Source organism: Stenotrophomonas bentonitica (assembly GCF_002887735.1).
Classification (GTDB): Bacteria; Pseudomonadota; Gammaproteobacteria; order Xanthomonadales; family Xanthomonadaceae; genus Stenotrophomonas; species Stenotrophomonas bentonitica_A.
Window position 1 is genome coordinate 335,800 of the sequence record NZ_PKQP01000002.1, and the last position, 18,161, is coordinate 353,960.

Below are 18,161 nucleotides of genomic sequence, written 5' to 3' on the forward strand. Positions count from 1 at the left end.
ACTGTCTACTGCTGGCCTGCAGTGCTTGCCGCCCCTTTCGCTGCCTTTCTGCTTCTCAGGTAATTGGATGCAACCCTTCGGCAGGGATCTTCAATCGCGGAATAGGTCATTGACGAAAGTGACAGCAGAATCACGAGGTAGATTACAAGGGCAGTGAGAAAGGCTGTGGGGGAAGACAGGTCCCATTTCCAATAGACGCCACCCCAGAGTTCGACCTGTCTATACGCTGGATAAAAGGCATTGGACGCAGCGGCCATGCTGATTAATACGAGCCAGTGGGTGATGTAGATGGAATAGGACCACTGCCCGATCTTGAGGAATGGCTTCATTCTTAGGAAGCGGCCAATTGCTCCACGCTGTGCAGTGTATGCGACGATGATGGCGGAAAATAGCAGTGGCGCAAATGCTGAGGCGGCCTTGGCCTCTCCTGAGGAAGTAACGGATGTATGAAGAAATCCGATGAGTGCAACTAGTGCAATCACTTCAGTGGTCGTATTTGAGACAGCGTTGAGCGATCCTCTTCGCAGAATATGCGCATAGAGATGGTGCGCGCCAACGCCAACTCCAAATCCATAGAGGCATCTGAATACGCCAAAGTTTGCGGTCAAGTTGATATGCGTTTCGCTTACTGCGAATACGTAATAGGCGCCTAATAGGGTGAAGGCGCAGATCAAAGCGTACCGATATCTGGAAAGCATGCAGCTAGCAAATACAAGGTATGCAAAAAATTCTGCACTGATACTCCAGCTGGGAAGGTTCCATCCTCCAGAAAAAACGCCAAAAGAGTTGAGAAGTGCCAGCACGAGAGGAAACTTTAGCGGCATATAAGTCGTGCCGCTCGCACCGATGGTGTATGGCGCCTCTGTGCCCGTCACGCGAATCGTCAGATACACGCAGACGAAGCCGGCCATCACAAGTGCATGCAGAGGCCATACCCGAGCAAAGCGGCGGACGATGAAGTCTGCGACGTCCGCAGTCGTTGCGATTCTCGTCGAATAATTTAGTGAGATTACGAATCCGCTTAATACGAAGAAAAAATCAACAAAAAGGAAGAACGATTCGATCGTGTGGTAGTTGAATTCATTAATCGAAAACAACACGAAATGATGCACTGCGACCAGTAGGGCGCATATTCCGCGCCAAGAGTCCAATGAGGCAAGGTGCGCGATTGGCGGACGCTCAAAGCTAGACATCAACGCCCCCCCTGGATCGCCTTGTCGACCACCTTGGCAAGTGCAAAAAGGCTGCTAGCTCCCTTCCATTTCCATTTCAGCAACAATAAAAATTGGATAATGTTAAGCCGCGCAACACGAAGCCGTGAAGCCCTCCATGCGCTGCGTGGAAGGTGAGCCTTCAGGGCCTGCGACAGAGGCAATAGCGGCAGGAACCAGGATAGACGTCCGACTAGGCCCGTATCGCGTACGAAATGACGGTCATAGCGCTCGAAGTACTTTCCTGGCGCATGCCCACTGCGCAGAAGCTGCACGCCGTCAACCTGTAGGTGGTGGCCGTGCAGCATGCTCAGGCAGACCACCAGCCAATCGTAGCCAAACATGTTCAGTCCGGCCGGATAGCTGGCCTGGAGTGCCTTGGTGCGGTACACGCCGTAAAGCCGGGCGCTGTCGCGCGGATTGTGCAGGTAGGTGCGGACCCGCTCGTCGGGCGTGCCGACGATGGGAAACGTACCGCGTGCACGGCGAACATCGCCATCGGGGTAACGGAAGTTCACCTCTGTGCAGCACGCCACCGCATCGGGGTTGACGTCGAGCTGGGCGATGCACAGCTCGGCAAACTGCGGCGACCAGATATCGTCGTCCGCTGCCCACATGTAGTACTCGCTGTCCGCAGACATCAGTACGCCGCGGAAGTTATCGCTTTGCGGAATGGTCTGCGGGTGTCGCACGTGTCGGACGCGAGGGTCACGGGCCGCATACTCGGCGCAGATCTCGCTGGTGCCGTCGGTCGACCCATTGTCGTGGATCAACAGAACGAAGTCCGTGTAGGTCTGCCCGATAAGGCTGTCGATACAGCGGCGTGCAATGTCCACCCCGTTGTAGATGATAAGGCCGATGGTCAAGCGCGGCGTCATGGCACGGCCTTGAGCAGAAGCTGGCTCATCAATCTGCGGGCGAAGTCGTCAATGGACTGACGAGCCGTGGTCGGCTGCAGGGTGGATGCGTACTCAAAATCATCTCCGGCCTGCGGCCCGTTTGGCTCCTGACGCTCGACGACGCAGCTGCGCGTGGCCAGTTCATCCGAGATGGCAGCACACCGCTGGGCGAACTCGAACACCGTGCAGGACGTAGCCCCAACGGGATTGATTACCTGCCAGACCGAAGATGGGGCATCCAGCCAGCGCCGTACGCTGTCCGCGACGTCGTCGGTTCCCACGAAGTTGCGTCGCTGCTGTCCGGTCGAGCGTATGACGATGCGACGATCCAGTACGGCCTCGCGTGGGAAGGAGAAGGGAATCAGCGTCCAACGACGAAATGCGTCAAGGTCACCTAGGTTGCCGAACACGGCGCACGGCCGGAATGCGGCGGCGGTCACTGCACCCTGTGCATACCGTCGGAAGACCTGTTCGGTGGCGTAGTGCGAGATCGCATAATCCGATACCGGGTTCGGCGGTGAGCGCTCGTCGATGTGGCCCAGCATCGGACCGTACACGTGTGCCGAGGAAATGTAAGCAAGACGCGTGGCGCCCGCCGCGACGGCCTGACGCGCCAGCGCGCCCGCGCCGAACATGGCCATTCTGGCCGCACGGACGGGATCTTCGCGGAAGTCTTCGTCGACGATGCCGGCGCAGTGGACCAGGGCATCTGCCGCCGGCAGCGCCACTGAGTTCAGTCCGTCCACGTCAGCCAGGTCGAGGCGTACGTCCGCGCGTGAGCTCCGGCCGAGGGTGATTACCTCGTTGTCCAGAGAGAGATTCCTGTGCACGGCCTGTCCGATGAGACCGCTGGCGCCAGTGAGCAGAATGCGCATTTCAGCTCCGCGGGAATGGGGTGTTGGTGAGGCCGGCGTCCAGGTGCCATGCTGGGTCGAAGTCCGGAGCGGCAGCGTCCTTCTCGGAGATCGAAAGCGGCGCGTGAGGGAATTCCACCCCGAAACGCGGGTCGTTCCAGCGGACACAGCGCTCGTTCTTGCCGTTGTATGCCGCACTGACGAAATAGAGCATCTCGACATCGTCGGTGAGCGACATGAAGCCGTGGGCGCAGCCGCGGGGCACATACATCATCCGGCGGTTTTCCGCGCTCAGTTCTGTGCCGAACCACTTGCCGAAGCTGGGCGAGTCCGGGCGTAGGTCCAGCACGACGTCGTACAGGCTGCCGGCCGTGCATTTGACAACTTTCACCTCGGCAGAGTCGCCGAGCTGATAGTGGAGGCCGCGCAGGGTGTGACGCGCTCGGGTGAACGAGGTGTTGAACTGCAGAAAGTTCGTCTCCAGTCCATGTGCTGCGAACTCGTCTTGACAGAAGAGGCGCGAGAAGAAGCCGCGATCATCGCTGCGGGGCTCCAGATCGATCAGGTACACGCCATCCAGCGGGGCGGGGGTGAACTTCATGGTGTCGTTTCCTTTCCGGAGGCGCGCTCAGCGCGACGCCAGTCCTTCGTATTCATCGATCTGGGCAAGGGTGAGCGCGGTCGCATCCTGCCCTTGGTGCTGTCGGATGTACCAGTCAGCAGACCATTCGACGGCTTGGCGCCCGGTCAGGCGTGGATGCCAGCCGAGCACGCGGGTTGCCAGCGATGCGTCCAGGGTCAGCATCGTCATCTCTACCGGATTGTCACCGTCGTCCAGACGCCATGTTTCGTGCATGCCCAGTGCCTGCCCGAGCGTTTCAGTGACTGCCTGAACACTCATTGGGGAATCTGTCGCGGGCGCGAGGTTCAGTGCATTGGGGAGCGCCACGGCGCCCTCAGATGCCAGTGCCTCGACGTAATCCAGATAGCCCGATACCGGGTCCAGGACATGCTGCCACGGCCGGGTGCTGCTGGGGTTGCGCAAGGTCACTGGCTGGCCGGCGAGCATGGCGCGCCAGATGTCGGGGATCAGGCGATCCTCCGACCAGTCGCCGCCGCCTACCACGTTGCCGGCACGCGCCGTGGCGACGCGGATTCCGGCCTCTTCGAAGTAGCTCTGCCGGTAGCAGGAGACCAGTTCCTCGCACGCCGCCTTGGAGCTGGAGTAGGGGTCGTGTCCGCCCAGTGGATCGGTTTCAATGAACGGACGGCCGGAGTCGTCGTTCATATAGACCTTGTCCGTGGTGACGACGAGGATCGCGCGCAGATTGGGGGCGCGGCGAAGCGCGTTCAGCACGTGCAGCGTACCCATGACATTGACGTCGTAGGTTTCTGCCGGCTCCCGATAGGAGCGACGGACCAGGGGCTGGGCCGCCATATGGATCGCCACCGTAGGGTCGCATGCATCTACCGCACGCTGTAGTGCGAGAGGGTCGCGGATGTCACCGATGGTTGAGGTCATGCCCTTGGCGTTGCCGATCAGGTCATGCAGATTGGGGGTGGTCTCGGGCACGAGCGAGTAGCCGTGCACCTGCGCGCCCATGCGGGCCAACCAGAGCGCGGTCCAACTGCCCTTGAAGCCGGTGTGCCCGGTCAGGAATACGCGTTGCTTGCTCCAAAAATCACGGTTCGGCATATGCTTAGTCCCACATCTTCCACGGGGCCTTGCCGGCGTCCCAAAGCGCTTCCAGAGACTGTTTGTCCCGGAGCGTGTCCATGGGCTGCCAGAAGCCCTTGTGCTCGAAAGCGGCGAGCTGCCCGTCGTGTGCCAAGCCTTCGAGTGGCTCGCGTTCCCAGATGGTGTCATCACCAGCAATACGGTCGATTACGCGCGGATGGAGCACGAAGAACCCTCCGTTGATCTGCGCACCGTCACCGGCCGGCTTTTCGGTGAATTCCGTGACCTTGCCGTCCTGGATTACGGTCGCGCCGAAACGGCCAGCAGGGCGTACGGACGTCAGCGTTGCGTCCCTTCCATGGCTCTTGTGGAACGCTAGCAGTGCCGTAATGTCAATGTCGGCCACACCATCTCCATACGTCATACAGAACGGCTCATCGTGGTCCAGGTAGTCGCGCACACGCCGCAGGCGACCGCCGGTCATCGAGTCGGTGCCTGTGTCCACCAGGTGGACTTTCCAAGGAGGAAGCTGCGAATCACCCCTGAACTCCAGGGAGCGGTTGACGATGTCGACCGTTATCGAGGAATTATGGAGGGCGTAGTTCGCGAAGAACTCCTTTACGTAATAGCCCTTGTAGCCCAGGCATACGACAAACTCGTTGACGCCATGGGTCGAGTAGATCTTCATGATGTGCCAAAGGATCGGATGGCCGCCGATCTCAACCATCGGCTTCGGGCGCACGGCCGTTTCCTCGGCCAGTCGCGTCCCCAATCCACCCGCTAGGATGACTGCTTTCATTCTGTCTCCTGGAAAATTCTCGAGAAAAACATTGATGCCGCGTCACTGTTGCGTTCATCACGCGGTCTTATGGCAAAGATCCGTTGTTTAGCGCGATTTCGCCGGATTCCACACCGCAAAGGTCTGACCTCGCGCTGCACGCGCAACGCCCTGCAGCGTGGCAAGCATTGCCAAGACGATCTCCAGAACGGACGATATCGGGCCCTTATGTGTGTAGATGCCGATGACGATCATCGTGCCAATCAGGACGCCAACAACCACCCCAGCGAGTGGCCACATTAAGCTGACAGCAGCTATTCCAGACGCGGCCCCGGCCAGGAGAAAAGCACCACCGAACCAGCGCAAGGTCTTATGTGAGAAGTACCTAAAGCGATTCGCCAGCGAAAGCTTCCGGCGCTTCGATGTCAACTCTGAATGCGTATGATACGCACGAGCAGCGATGCGGACCTTTCGGGCAAACTCATCGCCTCGCGAGGAGACAAGCTGCTCATAGGCGATGACCGCGTTGCTCTTGATGAGGCGAAGTCCATTGAACACCACTGACATTGATACCGTGAAATCGTCAAGTACAGTATCAGGGAACTCCGGATAAAGTTCGGCTCGAATCGAGAAAATGGAGCCGTCGGCGCCCATCACGCTGCCGCTACGCGACTCCAGATCCTTGATTCTTTCCTCCAGGCGCCAATAAAGGCCGCCTACGGCCGCCGTAGACGACCCGTCGGCACCCAAGTAATGAAGTGCGCCGCAGACGCCTCCGACGCTGCTGTCGGAATAGCAGGCGGCAAGTGCTTGGGGAGCATCCAGGTCCAGCAGTACATTGGCATCTGTGAAGACAAGCACTGGCGTTGAAGCTTGGCGGGCCATCAGCTTCATACCGTGCGCCTTGCCATTTCGGCCGCCGCCACGGATGAGTTGGACGAACGGGGCATCGCGAGCGATAAGGTCTGCCGTCCCATCACTGGATCCGTCATCGAAAGCCATGAACTGCATCGCAGGATACCTGCACCGCAGATCCCTGAGGTTAGCGAGCTTTTGGGGCATTGCCGATGCTTCGTTGTACGCAGAGAAAAGGAGCGTGAAATCTGCGCCATCGCCACACTCGGGAGCGCCAAGCTGAATCGGTCGCGCCTTTGTCGCAGCGAGAAGGGTGGGATAGATCAGGTACGGGTAGACCACCGCTAGAATACAGACGGCGGCGACAAGAATTAGGAGGGCAATGAGCATAGAGGGCTACAGGCGAAAAGCAGAAAGGTCAAAGGGCGCGCTTTAGTAGGCGTTCTTGTGCACGAACCCTTTGAACAGCGTCATAAAAATGATCTTCAGATCGAACCAAAGCGACCAGTTCTCGATGTAGAAGAGGTCGCACTCGATGCGCTTCTGCAAGTCCGTTGATCCTCTCCAGCCATTCACCTGGGCCCAGCCAGTAATCCCTGCCTTGACCATGTGCTTTTTCATGTAGGCTGGAATCTCGTTCTTGAACTTATGAACGAAGACTGGCCTCTCTGGACGTGGGCCCACGATGGACATGTCGCCGAGTAGCACGTTGATGAACTGTGGAAGTTCGTCCAAGCTGGTTTTCCGCAGTAAGGCTCCAATGCGCGTCGCGCGGGCCTCGCCAGACTTTGCCCACACAGCGCCGGAAGACTGTTCCGCGTCCACTGGCATAGAGCGGAACTTCAGCATCCAGAACGTCTTGTTGTTCCAGCTCATCCGCTCCTGACGATAGAAGATTGGGCCGGGTGAGCTGATTTTTACGGCGACCGCGATGGCAAGCATCAGGGGGAGTATTAGCAGAAGGATGAGTGCCGCCAGCAAACGATCCTCGCTTGCCTTCAAAAGTCGCGCGCCGCCGTGCAGAGGAGTCTGCTGCAGATTGATTACGGGAAGGCCGGCAACCTGCTCCACTGAATGATTCATCAGATGAAGTCCGAACATGTCCGGCACGAATTTCACGTCCGCGGTGGAGTGCTGAAGCTGGTCCAGCGCAAGTCTGATCTGCGCCTCGTCGCGCATTGGTAGCGCTATCCACACTTGGTCGATCTGATTCTCTTCTACAAAACTCCCCAGGCTTTCGACGTTGCCCAGGGCGGCTGCGCCGCTCAAAGTGCATCGATCGGAATCGGCTGCGAACCACCCGTTAACAGTGATTCCAGTCCAAGCATTGTCCTTAAGGGTGTCGACAATGTGTTGCGCATCGGCATTGGCGCCTACGATGACCGCAGATCTGAGGTCCATGCCGCGAGCCCGCACCCAGGCAGAGCCGATGCGGACCACCACGCGCAGGGCAAACACGCCGACAAGGCTTGCGACGAACCATGTGGCAAGCCAGAGCCTCGAGAGTTCATCCGTAATTTGAATTGCGGTGGCGTAGGCCACGAGGGCCGAGAAGATAAGCGCCCACTTGAGCAGGAGCTGCGCGAACTCTGCAATCAGGCCGCGCCCTCGCCAGCTTCCGTAAAGCGTTGAGGTGCCGAGGACCAAGACAGCAAACACGGCTGTAATGGCGACCAGTCGCCAGTAATCAACCGGAACATGCAAGTCCCCGAACCGCCATGCATAAGCGACCAAAGCTCCTGCGATGAGTAGGACGGGGTCGCCAACACGAAGGACCAAGCTCAATGCTGCCCCGAAGCGCCCAGCGGATAAAGTCCAAAGGCCAGAGTGTTGCCGGGACGGGGAGAGCCACATGATATTCGTCTTCCTTGATTGAAAAAGCGACGCGCTACGGCCCGCCTTCTTCTTGGGCCGCGTCAAGTTGGTGGATGCGGTTCGGGCGCCGGTTCCGTGACGGAGGTGTCAAAATTGTGCTCGCATCCTACCAGAAGGCAGCGGTAGATGGGTTGTTGCCAAGTGGCCCAAGATTTGCATGGTGCCACCATGTCTGGTCGGAAGCGCGATCTGGGCGCATGATCTTTGAGGTGGATCAGGAGGTTAGGCTCCAATCCCCGCTCCGTTTTTGCGCCAATGCTGTAGACTGTCGGGCTGTTCAGCGCGGGCAAGGGTGGCCGTGCGTCTGGTTCATGGATGAATGCCTTGGGGGATATGTGTTCAAGAAGCTGTTGCTTGTCTGCGTCGGAAATATTTGCCGTAGCCCTACCGCAGAGATCCTCATGCGTCACGCGCTGCGCGACCGGGTGGGGGTTGAGGTTTCGTCGGCCGGCCTTCAGGCCTTGGTTGGGAAACCGATCGATTCTATGGCGGCCGAGATACTGCGCGAGCACGGCTTGGATCCGGACGGGCATCGTGCACGGCAAGCGACTCCTGAAGTGCTATGTGCGGCCGATCTGATCCTGGTGATGGAGCAGGCGCATGTATCGCGCATCCTGCGCGATACACCCGAGGTAAGTGGAAAGACGTTCCTGCTGGGGCGTTGGGATTCGCTGGAAGTGCCCGATCCCTACCGTCAGCAGCGTATCGCCTTTGAGCATGTTTACGCCTTGATCGATAAAAGCGTCGATCGTTGGTCCAAGTACGTTAAGTAACGATCCGCCCGATCACGGTGGAAATGAATGAAATGGAAGCCAAGATGAAGGAAGCGCCTGCGCGTGCCGTCCGAGAGGACGATGAATTTGACCTGCGAGAGATGCTGGGGGTTCTGATCGACCGAAAATGGTGGATCATTGGGACAACACTGATCTTCGCAATCGTTGGCACGGCATATGCGCTGTTCGCCACGCCTGTTTACCAAGCTCAGGCAATGGTGCAGGTGGAGTCGAAGATGCCAACGATTCCGGGCTTGGCCGATTTGACCTCGCTGGCGGGTGGCGGCAGTACAGCTGCTACGACCGAGGTTGCGCTGTTGACGTCGCGCTCTGTGGTGGGGACCGCAGTGGATGAGCTGCAGTTGGATATCGTCGCCAAGCCCAGGCGATTCCCCGCACTTGGTGGATTCTTCGCACGTCGTTCCGAAGCGCGCGCGCCCGATGAGCTCGCCGAGCCGCTGTTGGGCCTGTCAGGTTATGGGTGGGGCGGTGAATCGCTGAAGATTCATCGCTTGGAGGTTCCGCGTGCCTACTTTGACGAGCCTCTAACGCTTGTGGCGACTACTGCCGACGGTGCATTCGATTTGATCGATGATGACGGGGAACTCGTGGTCAAGGGCAGGGCCGGTGTGGCAGCTGAGGCACACGGTTTCCGTATCGAAGTGGAAAGCCTGCGCGCGCATCCGGGTATGCGCTTTATTGTCACCAAGCTGCGTCGCTTGGATGTAGTGTCGGGTCTGCAGGAAGAGATTAAGGCCGGTGAGCAAGGCAAAGAGTCCGGCATTCTGCGAGTAGCATATGAAAATGCAGATCCAGTTCTGGCGCAGATGGTGGTGCAGAAGGTCGCCGAAGCGTATGCGCGCCAGAACGTGGATCGTAGCTCTGCCGAGGCGGCCTCTCAGCTGCAGTTCGTGAAGGACCAGCTGCCTACCGTGCGCAAGCAGGTGGAGGATGCCCAGGCGGCAATGGCGAAGTACCAGTCGCGCGCCAACTCTGTTGACATCACCATGCAGACGAAGGGCTTACTGGAACAAGAGGTGGCGGTTGAAACGGGTATCCAGGAACTGCGAATGAAGCAGGCGGAGATGGACCGGAGCTTCACTCGCGAGCATCCTGCTTATCGTGCTCTGCTTAAGCAGCTTTCCGATCTGCAGGGACGTAAAGACGGTTTCCGCCGTGAGGTCAATGCGCTTCCGGACACGCAGCAGGAGCTGCTGCGACTCACGCGAGATCTTCAGGTGAGCAATGAGCTCTATACGGCGCTGCTGAATCAGGCACAGCAGCTGGACGTGGCCCGGGCGGGAACGGTCGGCAATGTCCGGATCGTCGATGATGCGGTTGTTGATATCAGCAAGCCGGTCAAACCCCAGAAAGGCCTGATCGTGCTGGTTTCGACGTTGTTGGGTCTCTTCTTGTCTGCAGGTGCTGCTTTCCTTGCTCGAATGCTCAATCCTGGCGTGGAAGACCCCGCGCAGATTGAAGAGCTCGGTCTGCCGGTATATGCCGCCATTCCGCTGAGTGTCTCCAGTAACCTCTTGAAGATCCAGAAGGGTCGGGGAGGCAAGTCCCGCGTGGTGGCTGATGGTCGCTCGCATCTACTGGCCGCGGCCGAGCCGGCAGACCTGGCCGTAGAGGCACTTCGCAGTCTGCGGACAAGCCTGCATTTTGCGATGATGGAGGCGAAGAACAACGTCATTGCAATCTCCGGTCCGCGCCCTGGCGTCGGCAAGACCTTCATCTCCGCGAATCTGGGTGCTGTCGTTGCCCAGGCAGGTCAGAAGGTGCTCGTCATTGACGTGGATATGCGCAAGGGGACTTTGCATAAAGTGTTGGGCGTGAGCCACGTCAGCGGCCTGTCGGATGTACTGTCTGGAAAGCTGGCCGTTGGCGACGCAATTCATGCCGTTCCCGGGTTGGAGCAGATGCACTACATGACACGCGGCGATATTCCGCCGAATCCTTCAGAGCTCCTGATGCACCCGCGCTTCGCCAGCCTCTTGGAAGGACTGTCTTCTGAGTACGACCTGGTCATCGTGGATACTCCTCCGATTCTTGCAGTTACCGATGCCGCGATCGTCTCTCACCACGCTGGTTCAACGCTGATGGTGACCCGATTTGGCGTAAACCAGCCGAAGGAGATCCTGCTTTCGATGAAGCGGTTCGAGCAGAACGGTGTTCAAGTGAAGGGCGCGATCTTCAACGCCGTTGAGAGGCGCGCAACTGGCTACTACAGTTATGGATACTACGAGTACGCTTCCAACGAGAAGTGATTCGACGAGGGGCGGCCCTTGCCGCTCCCTCTGCTGACGGGCTGTAGAGCCATGATGTGATATGCCAAAAAGGCCAGGAGCATGCTCCTGGCCTTCTTTTTTACTTCCACCATGCTTGTGCTGAGTGCGAAGATCAGTCGTCGATGGTCTGTAGGTTATCGAAGAAGAACTCCGGATCACGCTCCGATGTCATCTGGTAAAGCCCATAACTGCGCGCCAGGCGAGCGCCGCCATCCCGGTAGAGCGGGTTCCAGGCGAAATTAGCCCGGGCCCGCGTGGAGCGCGGCAGCAGGAAGTCGAAGGGGACGGACACATAGATGCCCTTGTCGAAGCTGCCCTCGCCGAAGTCCTTGGAGGATACGTCGGTCTTGGTTGCGTAGGCGCCCATGGTCACGCCATTGTCGAAGGCGCGGGAGACAGCCAGGGTGGCACCCCAGTCCTTGGCCAGATAGCGGCCGGCACTCAATGCAGTCACCACGCGCCGTTCTTCGCCCCACATGTAGTAGAAACTGGCATGGCCGGTGGCGACACTGTAGTCACGGAAGCTGAAACGCTGATCGAAATCGCGTTGCTTGACCCAGTTGGCCTCCACGCCTACTGCCCAGCGCTCATTGAGCGGGCGATAGAGCACTTCACCGCCGGCGCCGGCGTACATGGATTCGAGCAGGCCCGCATAGACCATGCCATACGTATCCCGCACAAGTTGGCGGGTGCCGGTCACCTGAAGATTTGGTAGTGTCAAGTCCTCCGCCGTCATGTACCGGCGGATATTGGTGCGTACGCGAGGCAAGCGACTGGGAGCGTCGTAGCGGAACTTGTCGTAGTTGTTGTAGGCGTTGTAGCTGACGGTGCCGCTGAGCCACAGATTCCGGGCGAGGTAGGCGCTGGCGGTGTAGGTGCCAGCTACCTGGAACAGCACAAAGCCGTCAGGTCCGCCGAGCGATTGCTGATAGCCGATGTTGAACCCGCCGTCGAAACGGCGCAGCGGTGCGCTGTAAAGGGTCTCCCGGCGCTGAGCGGCGGGAGGAGCCATCTCAATATGACCGGCGAGAGTGCTCAGGTCGGTCTTGTGTTCGATGTAGTCGACGAGGGCCTTTCGCTCGATGCTGGTTTCCACGATCGGTACGCCCAACCGGGCGTTCTGCACGGTGAACCACGTGATGTCGTCAGGTAGCGCACCGTCGAGAATACGCCCCATTCTGCCTACGCCCTGTGCCGGATAGTAGAAGCGGCGCTGCTCTCCGGTAACGATCAGTTCCGATCCACGTCGACTGATGCTCTGAACGCGCAGCCCTGCATTCTGCTCCAGCTGGTTGGCGACGCCTGACCAGTCGAACAGTTCAGTGACGACATTTGTGTCGTGCTCAGACTCGGCCACGGCGGTCGCAGGACGCTGTTTCAGTGGCATCGGCAGGGGATCCAGGACCTTTGCCATTGAACTGGCTTGGGCAAGGTTCGTCCGAAGGGTGATGCCGAACATCGCCAGGTCGCCGCGCTCCCAGCCCAGGTGTAGATGCACGTTGTTGTTGACCGCGTAAGATGCGCCAACGTTGAACGGGCTCTTCTGGTGCTGGTTGTTCCCCTGCGGCTCGTGCTTGTAGTCGTTGCCGTCGTACTCCAGCTTCAACTGAAGCGCGTCCCACGGCGTCTGGTACGCGACGCCACCGAAGACGCCGACGGGGCCGCGGAACATCCCATCGCTATTGAGGCTGCCGGTACCTTGCGCTCGCGGGCGCGTTTCGAATCTATCGTCGATGGAAGTCAGGGGGTTCCTGAAATCACCTCGATTACCGATGTAGCCGGTGGCCAGGCCCACGCTGGCATCGAAAGAGCCAATGCGCTTGCTGGCGACGAGGTACTCACTTGAGAACAGACCTGTGCCGCCCAGATCGCGAAAGCCCGCCGCAACTTCGGGAACCCAGCGACTCTCTTCAAGCAGGCGGATCTTCAGATCGATCGACTTGTCCTTGTAGTTCTGCGTTCCGCTCAGCCATTCCGGACCATAGCGCCGATTGGCCACCGAAACGTAGCGAAACGCGCCCTCCAGCCAGGGCAGCGGCTGCAGCACCATGTTGTAGCGGCTGTAAGGCGAGGTATGACTGGCCGTGAAGGCGAGTTCGCCCTCATCGGCCATGCGCGCGGTGGGGGTCTGTAACAGGCCAATGCCGCCCCAATCGCTTGCAGTGGGAGCGGGGGCACTCTGGGCATGGAGGGCGGTGCTGATGCTCAAGGTGAGCAGCGCAAGGCTCAGGCGAGCGGCCTGTGATCTGGCAAAACGAGTCACTTCGGTGCTCCGGGCGCATCCAGCACCTGGGTGGCGAGGAAGCGTGCGGCGTCCTCGTTGAAATCGGGGTTCACGTCGCGCGTTGTTCGTGCGTTGAGAGGAACAAAAATGAGGGCGCCGGGAGCGAGGGTGGACTCACCGCTGCGGTTCCAGAGTGCAACGCCAATTTTCTGTACCTCGCCGTCAGGCTGAATGACAAACACATCATCCTTGCTGGCAGCGAGCAGGGCAGGGCACTGCCGCACATAGTCCAACGGGCGCTGGTAGGGATGATGCGGTATCGAGCAGGGCTGCTCCACCGTGCCAAGGACGGTCACCGTGCTTGGCCGTGTCGGGTAGTACAGTCTGTCACCATCGGCCAATGGTCGATTGGCGCTGAGGTCCATTTCCAGTACACGCGGGGCGAGTCCTTGGCGAATGCGGCCGGTGACTGGCATCGCAGATACTTCCCGGGCGATGCGTGTTGCGGCTGCGGCGCCTTCCGGGTCGATGCTCTGCCGACTTTCAATGGCCGCAAGGTCGAACAGCAGGCCTGTTTTCAGACGGGTCTGCGCAACGAGTTCGCTGCGCTTGAGCAGGGCCGCTCCCAGCATGTAGCTGCGATCATCCGGCGCGCCCGCGAGCGCTGCATCAGACAATCGACTGGTTCCAGGGAGCGTCAGCACGCCGGGATTTCGGACGCTGCCGATGACCTCGACGGTGATGGCTGGTGCGGCGTGCAGGGAAACAGAAGCGGCCACGCCCAGGGCGAGGGCGGCCAGACGCAAGGTGATCAACGGTTCAGATCCGGCAAATAGGGTTTGAGCTGGATGATTTCCAGGCTGGCATCGGGTGCGATGGCCTGCACGCTCTTCCAGATGAACCCGTTGGCCGGGTCAACCCAATAATGGTTGTCGCGCTTCCAGTCCTGGCCTTCCAGCCGTTCGCGGACATGCAGCAACGGACGGGTTCTATTGAGAATCTCGACATTCTCGGTGCCAAGGCGTTCGAGGGTGCCGCTCACCGTCATGCCGAAGCGATAGCCAGGCATGACGTCATACTGGCGCTGGACGGTGATGGGCGCTTCGATCCGGTGCAGGGCGTGGAAAGGATTCTGACCCTCGATCCGCATGCCCTGGAGCTCAGGGGTGCCGCCATGCGTGCCTACCAGCAGCCCATCTTCAAGGAAGACGACGCTGCGATCGTTGCTGTACCAGGCTTGGCGATCACCATCGAGGTTGCCCAAAACCAGAACCGCCCCGCCTCGCGGGCCGGTGACCTTGATCTGGGGATAGCGGTTCGCTGCCACGTCAGCGGCTGTGGGCTGAACGTCTGGTTTGCCCTGCATTGCCAGTTGTACGGTCTTGACGCTGGTGCGGCCCACCACGCCGCAGCCTGACAGCGCAAAGCCCATCAGTACGAGCGCGGCCAGGCCGCGCAATCCATGGTTCCGTTGCGGCGCAACGAGAGCGGTCCTGCTCATCATTGGCCAGCCGTCAATTGTCGAGATCGTTACGCGCGCTTGCGGCGTTGCTGATAATCGAGGTGAACGGCAGCAGCTGATTCACGAAGCGACTCCAGCGGGTCACGCCAGCTGCGCCTACGAAGACCACGTCGCCGGGCAGGAGCTCGAATTGGCTGGCCACGGCAAAGGCCGCAGGCGACTTCGCTTCCAGCTGGAACACGCTCGAGGGCGCGCTCTGCAGATTGCTCGATCCCCGGATCACATAGACGGCGTTTCCGTTGGACGTGGACTGCTGCAGGCCGCGTGCACGGCCAAGCGCCTGACTCAACGAAATGTCGCTGGTCTTGAAGCTCATTGCGCCGGGCTGGTTCACTTCACCGACGACAAAAATCTCCTTCCGGTCCAGATACGGAACGTAGAGATGATCATTTGCCTTGAGGAAGACGTTGGTAGCGCCGCCACCCTGACGGCCGAGCCGGTCGAGGTCGATGGTATAGGTCACCCCTTCGCGGGTGAGACGGACGCCCGACAGATCTGCCTGCGCCGGATCAAGCCCGGATTGGCTGATGGCATCGCCGAGGGTCAGTGGGGTCACGGTCAACGGTACGGTTGCTGCCTGACGCGACGCGCCGGTGACCCAAACGCGCTGACTGGCGTAGGTCAGCATGGAAACATCGACCTGGGGCGCTTCGATGACTCGCGCCAACTTTGAGGTGATCTCATCGCGAAGCTCGCCAGGCGTCTTGCCGGCAGCGGCAATCTTGCCGATGTACGGATAAAACAGCGTGCCATCGGACTGGACAAGTCGACCGGCTGCATTCAGCTGCTGCTGTGGGCCGGCGGGCACGGTGAGTTCGGGGTGATCCCACACAGTGATGTATAGGATGTCCCCTGCGCCAATCTGGTACGGACCAGGCTGATAACTTGTCAGGGCGATCGGCAGCGTCGGAACATCGCGCGAGGCGCGGTCCATGGCGATCAGCTTCGGTGTGATCAGGATCAGCTCGATCTGGTCGTTGCCGACCGGCTGATCATCACGGGCCAGGGCGCTGGAGCGCAGGTGCTGACCGGGCGCCCAGACACAGCCGGACAGGGTAAGGGCGAACGCCAGAGTGGCGCCGAGACGCTTGCAGTCCATCGATGATTCTTCCTGGCCCTGTCGGGCAAAACAAAAACCCCCGCCGGACCTGCGCCCGGCGAGGGCGTAATGACCTGACTCCGACTAGCGGATCAGTTGGTGCCGGCGGTGCCGGTGGTGCCCGTCGTGCCGGTGGTGCCGGTGGTGCCGGTGGGCGGCGGGGTGGTGCCACCGCCATTGTTGTTGCCAGCGTCGTCGCTACTGCTGTCGGACGCAACGCTGTATGCGACTGCAGCGACAGCGATGCCGGCGCCGATCACGGCCGCCGTGGTGAGGGGGCCGGTGGCGGCACCGGTGGCGGCGCCAGTGCCGGCGACTTCTGCGCTGGTGGCAGCGTTGGTGCCTTCAGCACCAGCAGCCTGCTCAACCTGGGCTTCCTGAGCCAGAGCCATCGGGGAGAAAGCCACGAGGGCGAGAGCGGCAAAGATCTTCTTCATAACGGGGTTTCCTACTCCGTGAGGTAAATTTTCGCTGTCATCATCGCTTCGAGGGCTATTCAGTGTCAAGCCAGTTTGAGCTGGCGGGAAGGATTCTGTGCGCCGATTATTTGACGGCTATCGCACAAAATGGTGGCGGTTGAAGACCTGTTCCCGGCCAGAGAGCTCGGTCGCCATGCGCATTACTATGTCGTGCGTGCGCACGGTGGGCATCAACAAGGGTATAGCTGCGCCTACCGCCAGCGAGAAGGCAAGGATTGGTAGGGGCGTGCGCCACTCCCGGCGGCTCGCCAACAGTGCGAAGGCCGTCGCCGCTGTGCCCAGCAGCCATCCGCTGACCACTTCGGATACCGAGTGGGCGTTGAGCGGCAGGCGCGAGTACGCAATCGCCGCGGCAAGGAGCGAGCCGAGAAGCGCCAAGGGCAGGGAGGGGCGGAGCCGTCCATGCGTGGCGAGATACACGGCGACCGGATATACCGCCGCCGTCATGGTCGCGTGGCCACTGAAGCCAGTGAAGTCCAGCCGGGCCCAACCAATACCCCAGCCCAGGAAGGCCAGCTTGGAGGCCAGGGTTAGGCCACCGGCGATAGCCAGGCCGGCCGCCCAGCGAATGCGAAGGGCGCGGCTCTCTTTGGGGCCGAAGAGGATCAGCACCAGGCTCAGGGGCAAAAGCCAGCGGCTGTCGCCGAGTTGGGAAAGGGTGGCCCAAAGAGGATGCATCCATGTCACTCATCACAGGGGACGGAGGAGCATAGGGCAGTTGCCGCTGTCGGGGATGAGTGGCGGGCAACCGGCCGGGCGTGGATGAGGCCCCTGGTTTGCCTGTATCCTTTACGCCCTCCGTGGCCCCGTAGCTCAGCTGGATAGAGCGTCCCCCTCCTAAGGGGAAGGTCGCCCGTTCGAATCGGGCCGGGGTCACCATCCACCTCCGTTGAGACACGCGATGCCGGCGGCGGATTGCTCCACAGCCGTGCGAATCCGGTGGAGCCGATAGGCCACTGGCGCTCAGCCCTTCCCCGGCCGCTCATAATCCTCAGGCGTCGCCCCATGCTCGGCCTCCGGCATGTCCTTGTCCTTCCACCGGGCGTCATCGTTCCTCAGCTTGTCCGGCGTGTGGCTCTTCTGCTGGTCGTCTTCTTTCGTAGCGGGCGCTCGCGGTGCAGTAGTCATGACAGGTCCTCGTTTGGTCAGCGATCCAACGTCTGCTTGCCAGACGTACCACCCTGCCCAAAGTTCGGCTGGGTGATGCCGTCATCCTCGCGGACGCCATCCGGTTCCCCTTCACCGGCCTTGCCACCCTTGCCGTGGCCGCGCTGGTTGTAGCCCTCGTTCTCCGTCTTCAGCCGCCCTGCATCCGGATCTTTCGCGTCCTTGTCATCCTTCGGCGGCTTGGCCGCAACGAACGGAGAAATCGGGTCACTGGCCGGGAACGTCTCTTCCAGCGCTTCGTCATGGTTCTCCGAGGTGCGCTGCTTGTCGACCGTGCCTTCCGCCGGCGGGCAGTTGTGCGCGGCATGGGCGTCGTCGGTGGAGGCGGGCGGGGTTTTGTCGTGCTGCATGGCGTGTCTCCTGCGCAAACGGGTAGGGCGGTGATGCCTCGACGCTAGCCCTGCCGCTGTTACGAAGGAGCGCGGGTGCCGTGAAGGGCGGGTGCTCCCATCGGCT

General features: G+C 60.3%; 18 protein-coding genes and 1 tRNA gene. 3 read left to right on the forward strand and 16 right to left on the reverse strand.

Annotated elements, in window-relative coordinates:
* Positions 1-5: 5 nt before the first annotated feature.
* The 8 genes from C0R07_RS05885 to C0R07_RS05920 all read right to left on the reverse strand — a co-directional run bounded on the left by C0R07_RS05885 (position 6) and on the right by C0R07_RS05920 (position 8,054).
* Positions 6-1,193: an acyltransferase family protein gene (locus C0R07_RS05885; protein WP_102788384.1), complete on the reverse strand. Its 1,188-nt coding sequence runs from the start codon at positions 1,191-1,193 to the stop codon at positions 6-8.
* Positions 1,193-2,089 (reverse strand): glycosyltransferase family 2 protein, encoded by an 897-nt coding sequence (locus tag C0R07_RS05890; protein ID WP_102788385.1) that lies wholly within the window; start codon positions 2,087-2,089, stop codon positions 1,193-1,195. Before C0R07_RS05890 ends, C0R07_RS05885 begins: the two co-directional genes overlap by 1 nt.
* Positions 2,086-2,985 carry an NAD-dependent epimerase/dehydratase family protein gene (locus C0R07_RS05895; protein ID WP_102788386.1) on the reverse strand — a complete coding sequence of 300 codons (900 nt, stop codon included), beginning with the start codon at positions 2,983-2,985 and terminating at the stop codon, positions 2,086-2,088. The genes C0R07_RS05890 and C0R07_RS05895 overlap by 4 nt, the downstream gene beginning before the upstream one ends.
* A 1-nt stretch (position 2,986) precedes the next feature.
* Positions 2,987-3,565 (reverse strand): dTDP-4-dehydrorhamnose 3,5-epimerase, encoded by a 579-nt coding sequence (rfbC, locus tag C0R07_RS05900; protein ID WP_102788387.1) that lies wholly within the window; start codon positions 3,563-3,565, stop codon positions 2,987-2,989.
* Between the two features lie 27 nt (positions 3,566-3,592).
* The gene (gene rfbG / locus C0R07_RS05905) at positions 3,593-4,660 is read right to left on the reverse strand and encodes a CDP-glucose 4,6-dehydratase (RefSeq protein WP_102788388.1); all 1,068 of its coding nucleotides are present in this window, start codon (positions 4,658-4,660) and stop codon (positions 3,593-3,595) included.
* 4 nt (positions 4,661-4,664) lie between these two features.
* Positions 4,665-5,441 (reverse strand): glucose-1-phosphate cytidylyltransferase, encoded by a 777-nt coding sequence (gene rfbF, locus C0R07_RS05910; protein WP_102788389.1) that lies wholly within the window; start codon positions 5,439-5,441, stop codon positions 4,665-4,667.
* Positions 5,442-5,528: 87 nt separating this feature from the next.
* On the reverse strand, positions 5,529-6,665 hold the full coding sequence (locus tag C0R07_RS05915; RefSeq protein WP_102788390.1) for a glycosyltransferase: 1,137 nt from the start codon (positions 6,663-6,665) through the stop codon (positions 5,529-5,531).
* Between the two features lie 42 nt (positions 6,666-6,707).
* On the reverse strand, positions 6,708-8,054 hold the full coding sequence (locus C0R07_RS05920) for an undecaprenyl-phosphate glucose phosphotransferase (RefSeq protein ID WP_254427784.1): 1,347 nt from the start codon (positions 8,052-8,054) through the stop codon (positions 6,708-6,710).
* A gap of 407 nt (positions 8,055-8,461) precedes the next feature.
* On the opposite strand from C0R07_RS05920, the gene C0R07_RS05925 reads away from it, so the two are divergent.
* The gene (locus tag C0R07_RS05925; RefSeq protein WP_343125360.1) at positions 8,462-8,923 is read left to right on the forward strand and encodes a low molecular weight protein-tyrosine-phosphatase; all 462 of its coding nucleotides are present in this window, start codon (positions 8,462-8,464) and stop codon (positions 8,921-8,923) included.
* Positions 8,924-8,955: 32 nt separating this feature from the next.
* Positions 8,956-11,193 carry a polysaccharide biosynthesis tyrosine autokinase gene (locus C0R07_RS05930; RefSeq protein WP_254427785.1) on the forward strand — a complete coding sequence of 746 codons (2,238 nt, stop codon included), beginning with the start codon at positions 8,956-8,958 and terminating at the stop codon, positions 11,191-11,193.
* 133 nt (positions 11,194-11,326) lie between these two features.
* Here C0R07_RS05930 and C0R07_RS05935 read toward each other — a convergent pair whose 3' ends face one another.
* The 6 genes from C0R07_RS05935 to C0R07_RS05960 form a co-directional block, all read right to left on the reverse strand.
* Complete coding sequence (locus C0R07_RS05935; RefSeq protein WP_102788392.1) at positions 11,327-13,477, reverse strand: YjbH domain-containing protein; 2,151 nt, start codon at positions 13,475-13,477, stop codon at positions 11,327-11,329.
* Positions 13,474-14,253, reverse strand: coding sequence for a capsule biosynthesis GfcC family protein (locus C0R07_RS05940; protein ID WP_167390325.1), 780 nt, complete (start codon positions 14,251-14,253; stop codon positions 13,474-13,476). Before C0R07_RS05940 ends, C0R07_RS05935 begins: the two co-directional genes overlap by 4 nt.
* Positions 14,250-14,939: a YjbF family lipoprotein gene (locus tag C0R07_RS05945; RefSeq protein WP_254427786.1), complete on the reverse strand. Its 690-nt coding sequence runs from the start codon at positions 14,937-14,939 to the stop codon at positions 14,250-14,252. Before C0R07_RS05945 ends, C0R07_RS05940 begins: the two co-directional genes overlap by 4 nt.
* A gap of 13 nt (positions 14,940-14,952) precedes the next feature.
* Positions 14,953-16,059 carry a polysaccharide biosynthesis/export family protein gene (locus C0R07_RS05950; RefSeq protein ID WP_102788394.1) on the reverse strand — a complete coding sequence of 369 codons (1,107 nt, stop codon included), beginning with the start codon at positions 16,057-16,059 and terminating at the stop codon, positions 14,953-14,955.
* 92 nt (positions 16,060-16,151) lie between these two features.
* On the reverse strand, positions 16,152-16,496 hold the full coding sequence (locus tag C0R07_RS05955) for a hypothetical protein (RefSeq protein WP_102788395.1): 345 nt from the start codon (positions 16,494-16,496) through the stop codon (positions 16,152-16,154).
* A 117-nt stretch (positions 16,497-16,613) separates the two neighbouring features.
* On the reverse strand, positions 16,614-17,216 hold the full coding sequence (locus tag C0R07_RS05960; protein ID WP_102788396.1) for a phosphatase PAP2 family protein: 603 nt from the start codon (positions 17,214-17,216) through the stop codon (positions 16,614-16,616).
* Positions 17,217-17,340: 124 nt separating this feature from the next.
* Here C0R07_RS05960 and C0R07_RS05965 point away from each other — a divergent pair.
* Positions 17,341-17,417, forward strand: a tRNA-Arg gene (locus tag C0R07_RS05965).
* An 84-nt stretch (positions 17,418-17,501) separates the two neighbouring features.
* Here C0R07_RS05965 and C0R07_RS19870 read toward each other — a convergent pair.
* Entirely contained in the window at positions 17,502-17,666 is a 165-nt protein-coding gene (locus C0R07_RS19870; RefSeq protein WP_167390326.1) for a hypothetical protein, read from the reverse strand.
* A 17-nt stretch (positions 17,667-17,683) separates the two neighbouring features.
* A complete protein-coding gene (locus tag C0R07_RS05970; RefSeq protein WP_102788397.1) occupies positions 17,684-18,055 on the reverse strand; it encodes a hypothetical protein in 372 nt (123 codons plus the stop codon).
* Positions 18,056-18,161: the final 106 nt, after the last annotated feature.

Excerpts from the sequence above, each read along its gene's own strand:
- C0R07_RS19870 (WP_167390326.1), bottom strand. The coding sequence starts at position 17,666 with ATGACTACTGCACCGCGAGCGCCCGCTACGAAAGAAGACGACCAGCAG.
- C0R07_RS05945 (WP_254427786.1), bottom strand. The coding sequence starts at position 14,939 with ATGAGCAGGACCGCTCTCGTTGCGCCGCAACGGAACCATGGATTGCGC.
- rfbF (WP_102788389.1), bottom strand. The coding sequence starts at position 5,441 with ATGAAAGCAGTCATCCTAGCGGGTGGATTGGGGACGCGACTGGCCGAG.
- C0R07_RS05890 (WP_102788385.1), bottom strand. The coding sequence starts at position 2,089 with ATGACGCCGCGCTTGACCATCGGCCTTATCATCTACAACGGGGTGGAC.
- rfbC (WP_102788387.1), bottom strand. The coding sequence starts at position 3,565 with ATGAAGTTCACCCCCGCCCCGCTGGATGGCGTGTACCTGATCGATCTG.
- C0R07_RS05915 (WP_102788390.1), bottom strand. The coding sequence starts at position 6,665 with ATGCTCATTGCCCTCCTAATTCTTGTCGCCGCCGTCTGTATTCTAGCG.
- C0R07_RS05950 (WP_102788394.1), bottom strand. The coding sequence starts at position 16,059 with ATGGACTGCAAGCGTCTCGGCGCCACTCTGGCGTTCGCCCTTACCCTG.
- C0R07_RS05885 (WP_102788384.1), bottom strand. The coding sequence starts at position 1,193 with ATGTCTAGCTTTGAGCGTCCGCCAATCGCGCACCTTGCCTCATTGGAC.
- C0R07_RS05960 (WP_102788396.1), bottom strand. The coding sequence starts at position 17,216 with ATGCATCCTCTTTGGGCCACCCTTTCCCAACTCGGCGACAGCCGCTGG.
- C0R07_RS05895 (WP_102788386.1), bottom strand. The coding sequence starts at position 2,985 with ATGCGCATTCTGCTCACTGGCGCCAGCGGTCTCATCGGACAGGCCGTG.
- rfbG (WP_102788388.1), bottom strand. The coding sequence starts at position 4,660 with ATGCCGAACCGTGATTTTTGGAGCAAGCAACGCGTATTCCTGACCGGG.
- C0R07_RS05970 (WP_102788397.1), bottom strand. The coding sequence starts at position 18,055 with ATGCAGCACGACAAAACCCCGCCCGCCTCCACCGACGACGCCCATGCC.
- C0R07_RS05955 (WP_102788395.1), bottom strand. The coding sequence starts at position 16,496 with ATGAAGAAGATCTTTGCCGCTCTCGCCCTCGTGGCTTTCTCCCCGATG.
- C0R07_RS05925 (WP_343125360.1), top strand. The coding sequence starts at position 8,462 with ATGGATGAATGCCTTGGGGGATATGTGTTCAAGAAGCTGTTGCTTGTC.
- C0R07_RS05930 (WP_254427785.1), top strand. The coding sequence starts at position 8,956 with ATGGAAGCCAAGATGAAGGAAGCGCCTGCGCGTGCCGTCCGAGAGGAC.